The following is a 13690-nucleotide window of genomic DNA, read 5'->3' as shown; positions in this document are numbered from 1 at the left end:
CCATGTTGCCAGCCAACGACCTAAAACTGCCAGAGCATCTTAAAGCTTTATACATAAAAACTGCTAAAAAGCTGAAGGGAACTGACCGCAGACAGTTTATGGCTGAGGTGGTAAAAAGTCTGGGCATAGGAGGACAAACACTTGCGGAACGAGAACTAGGTTGGAATCGACGAACTGTGAGAAAGGGAACGAAAGAATTAAATAGCGGTGAAGTGATTGAGGATGGTTATTGGCGAAGTGGACGGAAAAAAGTGGAGGTCAAACTACCCAATTTAATGGCAGATATAAAAGCGATTGTAGAGCCACAAAGCCAGAGTGATCCGAGTTTTCAAAGTACGCGGCTGTATACAAGAATCAGTGCTGCTGAAGTGCGCCGTCAACTAATTCTGACTAAAGGTTACGAAGATGAGGCATTACCCAGTTGTGAAACGATTCGCCATCGATTAAATGACATGGGTTACAGCCTAAAGCGAGTTGCGAAGACGAAACCACAAAAGCGTATTCCCGAAACAGACGCAATTTTCCAAGAGATTGAAAAGATCAACAAAGAGGCTGATGAAGATCCACACACATTAAGAATTTCTATTGATGCCAAGGTTGCCGTGAAAATTGGAGAATTTGACAGAGGCGGTAAACCCCGTGTGCCAACAAAGGCTTTAGACCATGACTTTGAAGCGGTCATGACACTAACACCTTATGGCATATATGTACCTGAGTTGGATGAATTATGGTTATTCTTTATTTCCTCCAAATTAACAGCAGATTGTATCGTTGACCTAATTGAACAATGGTGGCAGAACCAGACAGCAAGGTTTAGACATATCCGCAAGTTAGTCATAAATCAAGACAATGGACCAGAAAATAATTCTAGGCGTACACAATTCATGAGTCGCATATTAGACTTTGCTCACCAGTCAAAACTGCATGTTCAATTAGCCTACTATCCCCCCTATCACAGCAAATATAATCCAGTCGAACGCACCTTTGCGTGGCTAGAAAAACATTGGAATGGTAGTTTACTTGACTCACTAGAAACTGTGTTGAAATTTGCCAAGACGCTCACTATCAGAGGGAAACACCCTGTTGTAAATTTAGTCGAGAAGATTTATCATACTGGCGTAAAGCTCACCAAAGCAGCTATGGAAAAAGTGGAAGAACAACTTGAGCGCTTTCCCGATCTGAAAAAGTGGTTTGTCAGTATTCCAGTTAATTTCGACTAGTTGGTAGGATCAATCTTTTCTTTGCTTACCCTTAAGCCAGAGTTTTTATTTTAGCGATCAACGATGCCAGTGGTGCAGAAATAGCACAAACTTTTATTCAGTCTCTAGAAAGCATTGAGCGTTTAATCAAAGGGAATCATTCTCCTTTCATTGCACAAGTTTATCAAAATAGCAGAGTGACAATCTGGCAAAACCACACAAAACTTTTGAAGATGCTACAACGATCTAATGAATTGTAAGAATATAAAGACAACTTCCCAGTGCTTTAACAACCAATAAAATTGACCATCAATTGCTTTACATTTAAGGCGATCGCCTATTTAAAATATCCTTTGCCATCTTCAAGAAATAATCTGGACTAGAAACAACATCATCATTTTTACTGCGTGAACCAACCCCATTAGAATCACTAGTCTTTTGGGCAATGTCAAGATCTGAAAGAACCATTGGCGTGATGTCTAGAGTATTCGGAGGTAAAACTTCGGATTGAGCAGGAGGTAGAGCTTTGGGGGTATATAACAAATATAAAATGCGATCGCCTTTTTCCCATGTCATATCAGCGGATACAATTTGTAATTGACCTTTGCGCTCAAACAGTAATGGCAGTAATATTCCTGCATTAAACATCGTATTAAAACGATTTAACTGCGCTTGCAGTTCTTCTTCGGTAAGCAAAAATTCGCCTACTCTCACTTCCCGTTGCAAAATATATTGATTCCAAGTTTTAATCGGAACACGAGCACTAAAAGCTTGCTGGACTTCAGGTTCGCTATTGCGATCGCTCTCGGCTTCTTTGATATAAACCGCAAATACTCTGGGCGGTTTGAACTCTTTGACAGCAAGCTGAGCAATCACAATATTCACATCTGTATTCACCGTCAGAGCCACAAAGGTTCCTACCGAGTCAAGTCCTGCCTCAGCTAAAGACTTCGCATCTAATCCGTTACTCACAAACGCAGGAATATCATATTCCGCAGCTTGCTTGCAAAGTTCCGCACTAGTATCAATGATTGCCACACGCTGTCCATTCGCTTGAAATAGCCGCGCTACCAAGATGCCGATCGGATTACTACCAATGATCACTAAGCCTGAGATATCACCTTGATTTAGTCCTAAGAGTTTCGCTACAAATTTCGCGGACAGCCCTTGTAAAAATACAGTCATGGAGATCGTCAGGAAAACCAGTGCCTTAATTGATTCTCCACCGTTGACTCCCCGCTCGGTTAATAAAATCGAAAAGAGCGAAGCAACGGAAGCTGCGACAATTCCTCTCGGCGCACACCATGACAGAAAAGCTTTTTGTCGCCAAGTGAAACTGCTATTCCATGTGCTGACAATCACATTGATCGGACGGACAACAAACATCAGGAACAGAACTGTCTGCACACCGCCCCAACCAAGGGCAAAGATACTGGGAATGGAAAGATTTGCCGAAAGTAAAATAAATAGAACGGAAACCATCAGAGCCACTAGTTGGCTTTTGAACTTTAGCAAGGCTCGACTATTGGGGATTTCAGAAGCTCGTAAAACGATGCCCATTAGCACAACCGCCGTTAGTCCCGATTCACTTTGGATTTCTTGAGCAATCCCGAATAGCCCTAAAACTGCCGCTACGACCACCGCACTTTTCGTATCTTCGGCTAGAAATACAGCGCGTTGCAAAAATTTGCCCAAGAGCCAACCTGCGATCGCCCCTAGCACACCGCCAACCCCTAACCGCAATCCCAAGTCACTGACCACAGCAAAAGCACCAGAAGTCGGATTCAAAGCGACATCAAGGACAACCACGGCTAGCACCGAACCGATCGCATCAATTAGCACTCCTTCCCCTTCGAGAATCGTGGCAAGGCGGCGATCGAGTCCCACTTCTTCCACGATTGGATTAACGACCGTTGGGCCAGTGACTACTACTAAAGCCGCATATAAAAAGGCGATCGTCCAAGGAAACTCACTTAGCCAATAGGCGGCAATGCCACCACCAATTAGAGTAATCAAAGTTCCAATTGTAATTAAATTGCGTAAACTAGCCGAAACCTTACCCAGTTCCTTTAGTTGCAGATTCAGTCCACCATCAAACAAAATCAGAGCTACAGAAATCGAAACGATCGCCTCTAAACCATCCCCCAATAAGCGCGGCTGCACCAAATTTAAGCCATTCCCCCCCAGCGCAACACCAAAAATCAGCAGAAACACAATGCTCGGCACACGAAAGAAATTCGCTATGACACGGGCAAAAATACCTGCGGCGATCGCAATAATAATGATTAAAGAGAGAGAGCCTTCCATAACATAAATCTCATCAGTAGAGAGGGTTGGCGCTTAATGCCAACCCTCTCTACTCTAAGGACACTGACAGCGTAACGTTAAACTGAGACTCAAAGGGTTGTTTCTTATAATCAAGACTCCAAAGCTCTAGGGTGCAGGGATCATGAGGTTGCCTAGGAGTAAGTTGCAACGAACAAGCACGAGTACGCGGATTACAAACTACCCGAATTGCGGCGATCGCGCCAATTTGACGACGATCAAGGGCTGTCGCCAAACGCAAAAATGTACTCGCTTGACGCACAAACAACTTCAGATGCTCATTATCTAAACGCTGGAAATTGTCATGTTTTTTCTTGGGTTCACTCTTACGGTGATAACGAGCAAGATTGGCGATCGCTTCAATCTCGGACTCGGTATACCCCAATAACTCACCATTGCGAATCAAATAATAGGAATGCTTATGGTGAGCATCGTGACTGACGTGATGCCCTGCGTTATGCAGCATCGCCGCCGCCCAGAGCAGATGTCGCTCATCATCACCCCACTCATGGAAAATCCCCTTTGTTTGATCGAATAGACTCAGCGCATGTTCCGCAACATGTTTGGCGTATTTCGTATCAATGCCATATTTATCAGCAAGTTTGAGAATACTGCGATCGCGAACTGTGCTTTGATAGCGCCACCCATCCTCGATATAACCATGACGGATCATCCAATCAACCACCAAGCCCTCACGCAAGGCTCGCTGACAGAGCATGATTTTGGGAACTCCCAAGAGGCGCATGGTTTCCAAGAGAACTACGGCTCCCGCTAAGATAATCTCGGCTCTCTTTTGCCGAACCATGACTGTGCGTTCTTCTAAATTCGCTCGGCGTAACCGCCAGACAATATTTTCTAAATCAGCAAAGGGAAGTTCATAACCTTGCAGAGGATTAGGAACTAGCCCTAGCTTTTCCTTGGCATGTAGAGATATCAGCGTCTCAATTGTGCCAGATGTACCGATCGCCTTTAACGTCTTGCCCTCAAGTTTATCCTTAAGCAACAATTTCAAATCGTCGGTGGGACGCTCAATCGAACCAAGAATGTAACCCAATAGGCGATCGTATTCCGTTTGGGAAATCGGATCAGTTTTGACAAACAAATCCGTTAACCTAACTGCGCCAATCTTAGTGCTACTAAGATGCATCGGATCACGACCATCTCCTAGGATCATCTCCGTAGAACCACCTCCAATATCAATCAAAAGATGTGGCTCATCCTTAAGTTCCATCGCCGAAATGACACCTAAATAGATGCGTCTGGCTTCCTCTTGTCCTGAGATCACTTCAACATGTAAGCCTATTTCTTCATAAATGCGACGGATAAAATCATGACCATTAGGAGCCTCTCTTGTCGCACTCGTCGCCACAGCCACGATTTCTTCAACCCTAAAGGTACGACAGATCTCTTGACACCGTTTTAGAGCTTCTAGCGATCGCTTCATCGCATCTTCAGTCAAATTTCCTGTTTGCGCGCAACGCTCTCCTAATCTCACCGTCGCCTTTTCTGACTCAATTACGCTAAAACTAGGGATCGAAGTCTGAATTTGCACAATTACCATATGAATGGAATTTGTGCCAACATCGATCGCTGCTAAGGTTTTGACATCTGAAGTCATGGGCTGTTTCCGCGAAATTAATTACAAACCCAAGTTTTGTAAGGTTGCGCCCCACAGGGGCGCAACCTTACAAAATTTAGATAAATTATTTTGTACAAGTACTTAAGTCATGGTAAATGAAAACCTGTCAGAATAGAAGATATAGTCAATTAACCTAATCCATAAAGTTACAACGCTTTGCGATCAAACGAAACCCAAGAAATTTTTGAAAAGTATTGTTTTACAACACTTTTCAAAAATTTCTTGGGTCGGATTTGATCGCAAAGCGCTGTAGATGGTTATTCGGGCTTTCCTAACCCAAATATGAACAGTATGGGCAACAAACAAGTAATTTTAGTTGTAGATGATGAGCCAGCTAATTTTGATGTAATTGAAATTTTGCTGTTTAAAGAGGGATATGAGCTACATCATCGAGACAATGGAGCCGAGGCGATCGCCGCTCTTGACAGTATTCATCCTGATCTAATTTTGCTAGATGTAATGATGCCAGACATGGATGGCATCGAGGTATGTCAAAAACTGAAAACCGATCGCCAATGGCAGCATATTCCGATTATTATCGTTACCGCTCTATCGGAAAAAGAAGATCTAGCTCGTTGTATTGATGCTGGGGCGGATGATTTTATCAGTAAGCCCATTAACAGCATCGAACTCCGCGCTCGCGTGCGATCGATGTTGCGGATCAAGGCGCAATATGATCATATCCAAGCGACAATCATGTTACGCGAAGAGATGATGCAAACTATTGTCCATGATCTTCGCAATCCATTAATTGGCATCTTGTTAGGCTGTGATTCTCTCAAAATATTGGATTTACCAGATCGCGCTCAAAAGAGAATTGTCCAGATTGGTCAAACGATTGAGCAAATGCGGTTGCTGGTGGATGACATTTTGACCATCGGTAGGATCGAAGCGAATAAACTCATCCTCAATCCTACGAAGTTTGATATAACTGAGCTAGCAAAGTCAGTGATTGCTGATTTTGAAGCAGTCTCCACTCATAAGCAAATTCAAATCTTAGGGGAATTTCCCACAGAGCCAGCTTACGTATCTGGTGACATCCACTTAATTCGCCGTGTATTAGGAAATTTAGTGGATAATGCCCTGAAGTTTTCCCCTCAGCAAAGTTCGATTATTCTCAGAGTCGAATGTTTGCCTCAAAATCCTGATCGCCAAGATTTGATCAAGATTGAAGTAATTGACTGTGGTATTGGCATCAGCCCCGAACAAAAACAAGTCATCTTTGAAAAGTATGAAGTTGGCAATATTGTGATGGGTGTGTCCCAAATTGGTTTAGGACTCTCTTTCTGTAAAATGATGGTTGAAGCCCATCAAGGAGTAATCTCAGTGACCAACAACCAACCCAAAGGCTCGATTTTTACAATTTTGCTGGATAGCTATTCAAAATAAAGCAGCCATTTTGGACTTTGGTATTATGTTTGCTTAGGCAACTTTGTTGATCGCCAACAAAGCTAAATGGGTATTATCTGAATAAAAACGGTCAAAAGCATGACATGTATATTAGTCATCGAAGATGAAGACTTAATTCGGGAATCTTTGGAAGACCTACTTTCCTTAGAAGGATTTGAAGTAATCACTGCGGAAAATGGGGAAAGAGGCGTAAATTTGGCTAGCCAAAAACATCCCGACTTGATTCTTTGTGACGTAATGATGCCAATCCTTAACGGTTATGAAGTCCTCGAACAATTACGCCAAGACAAAGCATTAAGTACTGTCCCTTTTTTGTTTTTGACCTCGATGATGGATCGACGCAGTACTCGTAAGGGGATGGCGTTGGGAGCTGATGATTATTTAGAAAAACCCTGTACAAAGGATGAATTGCTAGAAGCGATCGCTGTGCGTCTAGGTAAGCAACAGGCGATCGACCAACGCATTGAGGAAAAAATGGAATCATTGCGAACTAGCATTACGCTATCTCTGCCCCATGAGTTGCAGACTCCGCTTTCAGGAATTATGGGGCTGTCAGAATTGATGATGATGCAAAGTGAAGAGCTACTTCCCTATGAGGTTTATGAATATGCTGATGGTATTCATCAATCAGCGAAGCGTCTCTATCGACTGATCCAAAACTATTTGCTTTATAGCCGCTTAATGGTGATGCGATCGCAGGGGCAGACACTGTTTACTTCGACTTATCCCTGTAATAGCCAAATGATTATTAGCAATCTAGGCGATCGCAAGGCAAGATCATGCGATCGCCTAGATGACCTAGAACTAAATCTCGCCAAAATCGATCTCGCAGTTTCGTCAGAAGATTTAACTAAAATCGCTGAAGAGTTAATCGATAATGCTTTCAAATATTCCCCACAAGGTAGCAAAGTCGCGATCAACAGTCATGTTAGTGACAATGCATGGATATTGACGATCCAAGATCATGGACGGGGCATGAATGCACAGCAAATCGCCAACATCGGTGCATTTATCCAATTTGAGCGGCAATTTTATGAGCAGCAAGGCATTGGACTAGGTTTGTCTCTTGCTAAGACTTTAGTTGAATTTTATGGCGGTAAAATCGACATTCAAAGCCAAGAAAATGTAGGTACAAAGCTTTGTATCTCAATTCCTTTTTAAAGCTCACACAGAGGAGGCGCTTTGCGCTCCCTCTGTATGCATAGCAAAGTAAGTTTTGCCTAGAATATAAAACCAGAAAATGAGTGGCGGCGCTACGCGCCGCCACTCATTTTCTGGTTTTGGTTCGTACTAGCTAAATGAATCGCTGCGATATCTGAGAAGAACGCTTTGCGTTCTCGGATATCCTCAACAACCCAAAAAAGTTATGATCTAGCTAGCTCTTTATAGTCAGAAATAGCAAAATGTCGGTTGTCCCATCCCATCGCAAAGCCAAAGCTCTTGCAGATACACAGCGTCGTCCTGCCAAAGAATTATGCAGTGAGTGTGGTCTCTGTGATACCTATTACATTCATTACGTCAAAGAAGCTTGCGCGTTTATCACGCAGCATATTGATGAACTCGAAACTCAGTCCCACGGTCGATCGCGTGATCTCGATAACGAGAAAGAACTATATTTCGGTGTACATCAAGAAATGATCGCCGCCCGCAAAACTGAGCCGATTGAGGGGGCGCAATGGACGGGGATTGTGTCCACTTTAGCGATCGCCATGCTAGAAAATGGCTTGGTTGAGGGTGTAGTTTGTGTGCAGTCAAGCAAAGACGATCGCTTTAAGCCACAGCCTGTAATTGCCAGAAATCGTGAGGAAATTTTGGCGGCGCGGGTGAATAAACCCACTCTTTCGCCGAATCTCTCAGTATTAGAGCAGATCGAGCAGTCGGGAATTAAAAGACTTTTAGCGATCGGTGTCGGTTGTCAAATTCAAGCATTGCGAACTGTCGAGAAAGAACTGGGCTTAGAAAAGCTGTATGTATTGGGGACACCCTGTACAGATAATGTGACGCGAGAAGGCTTACAGAAATTTCTCGACACCACTAGCCGATCGCCTGAAACGGTAGTGCATTACGAATTCATGCAGGATTTTAATGTACATTTCAAGCATTCCGACGGCTCGACGGAGCTAGTACCTTTCTTTGGCTTAAATACTAAGGAACTCAAAGATGTATTTGCCCCATCCTGCATGACCTGCTTTGACTACACCAATGCTCTCGCTGATATTGTTGTGGGCTATATGGGCGCAACCTTTGGCTGGCAATGGATCGTGGTGCGAAACGAGACTGGCAAAGAAATGCTGGAGTTAATTAAGGATCAACTGCAAACTCAGCCTGTGATCTCTAGTGGCGATCGCCGTGCGGCGGTACAACAGGGGATTTCGGCATACGATCAAGCGGTGACATTACCAATTTGGCTAGCTTGGATCATTAGTTTTGTGGTGAATAAAATTGGGCCAAAAGGTTTGGAATATGGCAGATTTTCGCTCGATTCCCACTTTGTCCGCAATTATCTCTACGTGCGCCGCAACTATCCAAAGAAGCTAGAAGCTCACGTCCCCGAATTTGCCAAACGGATTATTGCTCAGTACCAGTTACCAAAAGTGTAATTTTATAGCTATAGCCACAAACCAAAATAGTGTAAGGCGGCGCTTCGCGCCGCCTTACACTATTTTGGAATCGCTTATTTCACGGAGCCTAAAACTTGCTGAATTAAGAAGTTAAGTTGTCGAAGCTTGATAGGTTTAGCCATATAGTCATTGGCTCCGGCCGCTAGACATCTTTCGCGATCGCCTTCCATTGCTAGAGCAGTTAGGGCAATGATCTGAGTGTTAATCAAGTTAGGATCGAGGCGAATTTGCTTAGTTGCCTCTAGACCATCCATGCTGGGCATTTGAATATCCATGAGGATGATATCTGGGAAATTTGCCTTCGCCATGCTCACTGCTTCTTCGCCATTTCTGGCGACGATTACACGGTAATTGATGGCGGTTAGATAGGAGGTGAAGGTTTGAATATTTGCGTCGTTATCTTCGGCGATTAAAATAAGCGGCGCGATCGCATTTTCAGGATTTACGACCATCGGCAGCGAATTTGTGGCGGATGGTTCAGATTCTGAAGCGCTAGACTGAGACATTTCATAGGGCAGAGCAACTGTGAAGCAACTGCCTTGTCCAACTTCACTCTCAGCTATGACTTGACCACCATGGAGTTCGACAATCTGCTTAACTAGGGCTAGCCCTAAGCCAGTGCCTTCATACTGACGATTGAGAGCGCTATCGACTTGGACAAAGGGCTGAAAGAGTCGTCGCAAATCATTGGGGGCAATGCCAATGCCAGTATCTACTACTTGAAATACGATCATCGGCGAATTCATATCTCTAAGTCGTTGGGGAATTGTTGCTTCTCCTTGCCATGTATCGCCGCTACCAGTGGCAACCAAAAGACTAATTTGCCCTTCACTGGGAGTAAATTTGACAGAATTTGTAAGTAGGTTGATCAATACCTGTTTGAGGCGACGTTCATCGATATTGATGTTGCCTATATGTGGCGGAATATTGCGATTAATTTGGATTCTCTTTTTAAAGGCTTGCTGTTTGATGAAAACTAGACTGGAACTACAGAGATTGTTGACTGAGACTGATTCAATATCTAGCGCCATCATCCCTGACGAGATTTTTGATAGATCGAGAATGTCGTTAATCAGTGAGAGCAGGTGTTCGCCACTTGACGCTATTGTGCTAATCGCCTTTAATTGCCTTTCGTTTAGTGAACCCAAAATCTCATCTTGAAGAGATTCTGATAGTCCTAAGATGGAATTTAGCGGCGTGCGGAGTTCGTGGCTCATGTTAGCGAGAAATTCGTCCTTAAGTCGCGTGGCGAGAAGGAGTTGCTCATTGGTTTCTTGCAGTCGGACTTCCGCTAATTTACGGTTTGTAATGTCCTGAAACATCGCAACTACACCAATCACATTATTTGCCCAATCACGGATAGGTGCTTTGTGGGTTTCGATCCAAATTTCCTTACCGTCAGGCAGAGTAAGGGTTTCCAATATGCCCAATTTAGATTTTCCAGATTCCATTACCTCTCGATCATCTTGGCGATAGGCGATCACATCGGATTCTGTACCAGAAAGCTCGAAATCATTTTTGCCAACTATCGCGTCGGTTGACTCTAAATTGAAGACAGAGGCAAATTGAGCATTACAGCCCAAATACATAGACTCTCGATCTTTCCAAAATAGAGGAATAGGAATCGTATCGAGCACTGTTTGAATAAAATGGCGTGATTCCTGTAGGGCAATTTTCGCTTGTTTACGATCGCTAATATTGCGGCATACACAAATCAGCAAACCTGTATCTGTAGTGGTTAAAGATAATTCTTCATCAAAAGCAGAGCCGTTTTTGCGGATCGCGATCGCTTCTCCTTGCCATGAGCGATCACGCTGTAGTACAGGAAATACTTCTTGCTCAAATCGGGTCAGCTCTTCTGAGGAATACAACTTTGTCCAAGATTTGCCTAAAAGCTCGTCAGGATGATCATAGCCAAATATTTCTAGATGGGCTTGGTTTAAATAGATATATTTATTATTTTGCAAAATCGCAATACCGTCGATCGCGGCTTCAATGGCAGCAAGTTGCTGTTGAAGAGCTTGTTCGGCAAGCTTGCGATCGCTAATATCCTGAAAAGACCCCATCACTCCGATCACATTCCCCTCTGCATCTCGTAGAGGAACTTTATTAGTCTGTATCCATTGCTGTTCCCCAGATGGCAAGGTAATCGTTTCTTCAATATTCAGTTTCGCTAAGCCAGATTCCATCACCTGTTGATCGTCAGCAAGATAAGCAAGTGCTTCTTCTTCGGTATAGGAAAAGTCAAAATTGCTTTTGCCAAGCGCTTCCAAGGGTGACTTAATTCCAGATGTCGTAGCAAATAGTTGGTTACATCCCAAATAGACTGATTGGCGATCTTTCCAAAATATAGACAATGGGAAGGCATCGAGGACGGTTTGTAATAATGTTTGAGATTCTTGGAAGGCATTTTCAGCTTGTTTACGATCACTAATATCCGTTAATGTGCCAATATAGCCTTTGAAAACACTATTTTCATCTAGTTCAGGTAGAGCTTGGCAATAGTAATAGCGAATTGTTCCATCAGGTTTGAGACATCTTCCTTCAGCTTTGTAATAAGCCTGTTGCTCAATAGCTTGCATCCATTTTTGATGGATCTGTTCCCGATCATCAGGATGAATAGTCTGAAGCCATCCATAGCCTAGAGCCATACTGGATTCTTGTCCTGTAATTTGCGACCAAAACTCATTGACGTAGGTGCATTCATTATTTTGATTAATTTGAAAAATTGCCACAGGAACTGCTGCTGCTAGAGTTTCAAAACGTTGTTCGCTCTCTCTGAGACTTTCTTCGGCAAGTTTGCGATCGCTAATATTGTTAGAGCAACCAATCAAGCGAATGGGTTGTCCCAGTGCATCTCGAACGAGCGAAAGACGCAAGCGTATATAAATTATTTTTCCTGATTTTGTCCGATTTCGTAGCTCCACTTCATGAGTTCCATTTTCAAATAGTGGTCTAAAGACTGTGGTTTCCATGAGAGCCAAATCTTCATTTAGGTAAAGCATACTAACGTTCTGCCCGATCGCCTCATTAGACTTGTATTCATAGATTCTCTCAGCCCCGATGTTCCAAGTTTGGATCGTGCCATCCATCGCAGTAGAAATTACAGCATCATGAATCTGTTCCAGCATTTGCGATTGCAATTGTATGGCTTGAGTGCGTTCTGTGACTTTTGCTTCTAGCGATTGATTAAGCTGTAGCAGTTCTTGCTCGGCTCGTTTGCGATCGCTGATATCACGAATCATCCAGAACAGTTGAGTCTTGTCATTAGCAAGATTGATGTTTTGAGTTACGGTAATTTCGGCAAGAAAAGTAGCTTTATGACTATTTATCAGCGTAATTTCCCAAGTTGTTTTTGTATTGGTTGGGGATAACTGATGATGGAGTTGTCTATAGAAAAGATCTTTGTTGTCAGAGGCAACAAAACAAATCAAGGGCTTTGCTAAAATAAATTCGCGGCTAATTCCAAATAATTCTAAGACAACTTGATTTACTTCTAGTATCTTGCCCGATGAGTCTGTCACTAGATATCCATCAGGCGCAAAGTCAAATAAGTTTTGGTAGCGCAACTGTTCGTATTCTAGTTGTAGATGTTGATAGATCAGTTCATCAGTACTGACTTTTAATTCCTCTATAGTACATTGCAATTCCTCATTGGTTCTTTCTAACAAATCATTGCGTTCTTCTATCTCTACTTGCTGGTTTAAGAGTAATGTCTCAACCCATTTGCGTTCTGCTAACTCGGTTTGAACTTGTTGATAGGCGATCGCTTGTTTAATGGAAATCGATAACTTCACTGATAGCCGCTGAAGTAACTGAATATCTGACTCTTCCCAAATCCTTGGAGCCGAGCATTGATGAATAATTAGCAAGCCCCATAAAGTTCGCTGTTCTACATTTGGTAAGAGGATTGGCACTACCAGATTAGCTCGCACTTGAAATCTTTCGAGCAGTTTAATATGGCAATCCGTCAAATTAGCAGCATAAATATCATTGGCAACGAAAATCTTGCCCTCACAATATGCACCACCAAGATTTTCTCGAAAGCAAGTATCTTCTACTTGCACATTCAAGCAAGGCTGCCAAGATGATGCAACATCCTCAGCAACAATTGTGCCACTCATATCTGGGTTGAATTTATAAGTTATGGCGCGATCGGCACTTATAAATTGACGCACCTCTTTAACGATCGCATTTGAGATATCTTCTAAGTCCGTAAATTCACGAATCCGCAGGGCGATTTCGGAGATTAATATTTGCTGTTGTTGCGATCGCCGTAGTTGACGATTGAGCATAGTTTCTCGCAACACTTGCCTAATCGTAGTAACGAGCGATTTCGCCGTAATGTCCGCTTTCACCAAGTAGTCGGCAGCCCCCAATTTCATGGCATTTACAGCCATTTTTTCATTTCCCTGCCCCGTCAACACAATTACAGGAACCCGATCTCCGACCAGTTCAACATTGATAGCCGCGAGAAATTCCAAACCATCGCCATC

The 13690-nt window shown here is 43.2% G+C and carries 7 protein-coding genes; 4 read left to right on the top strand and 3 right to left on the bottom strand.

The features are described 5' to 3' along the window. The first annotated feature begins 2 nt into the window (after nucleotides 1–2). Nucleotides 3–1220: an ISAzo13 family transposase gene (locus B9G53_RS18265; protein ID WP_094534871.1), complete on the top strand. Its 1218-nt coding sequence runs from the start codon at nucleotides 3–5 to the stop codon at nucleotides 1218–1220. A 303-nt stretch (nucleotides 1221–1523) separates the two neighbouring features. On the opposite strand, the gene B9G53_RS18260 is transcribed toward B9G53_RS18265, so the two are convergent. Together B9G53_RS18260 and B9G53_RS18255 are read right to left on the bottom strand one after the other, a co-directional pair. Then, a complete protein-coding gene (locus B9G53_RS18260) occupies nucleotides 1524–3506 on the bottom strand; it encodes a sodium:proton antiporter (protein WP_094534869.1) in 1983 nt (660 codons plus the stop codon). Nucleotides 3507–3555: 49 nt separating this feature from the next. Then, nucleotides 3556–5142, bottom strand: coding sequence for a Ppx/GppA phosphatase family protein (locus B9G53_RS18255; protein ID WP_094534867.1), 1587 nt, complete (start codon nucleotides 5140–5142; stop codon nucleotides 3556–3558). A gap of 312 nt (nucleotides 5143–5454) precedes the next feature. Here B9G53_RS18255 and B9G53_RS18250 point away from each other — a divergent pair, with 312 nt between their 5' ends. From B9G53_RS18250 to B9G53_RS18240, 3 genes are all read left to right on the top strand, one after another. Continuing rightward, on the top strand, nucleotides 5455–6552 hold the full coding sequence (locus B9G53_RS18250) for a response regulator (RefSeq protein WP_094534865.1): 1098 nt from the start codon (nucleotides 5455–5457) through the stop codon (nucleotides 6550–6552). 99 nt (nucleotides 6553–6651) lie between these two features. Beyond that, entirely contained in the window at nucleotides 6652–7734 is a 1083-nt protein-coding gene (locus B9G53_RS18245) for a response regulator (RefSeq protein WP_094534863.1), read from the top strand. Between the two features lie 242 nt (nucleotides 7735–7976). After that, the gene (locus tag B9G53_RS18240; protein ID WP_094534861.1) at nucleotides 7977–9173 is read left to right on the top strand and encodes a Coenzyme F420 hydrogenase/dehydrogenase, beta subunit C-terminal domain; all 1197 of its coding nucleotides are present in this window, start codon (nucleotides 7977–7979) and stop codon (nucleotides 9171–9173) included. Between the two features lie 74 nt (nucleotides 9174–9247). Here B9G53_RS18240 and B9G53_RS18235 read toward each other — a convergent pair. Further along, the coding region (locus B9G53_RS18235) for a PAS domain S-box protein (protein ID WP_094534859.1) at nucleotides 9248–13690 on the bottom strand (4443 nt) is incomplete at its 5' end.

Source organism: Pseudanabaena sp. SR411 (genome assembly GCF_002251945.1).
Classification (GTDB): Bacteria; Cyanobacteriota; Cyanobacteriia; order Pseudanabaenales; family Pseudanabaenaceae; genus Pseudanabaena.
This window is presented reverse-complemented; position numbering and strand designations above follow the sequence as displayed.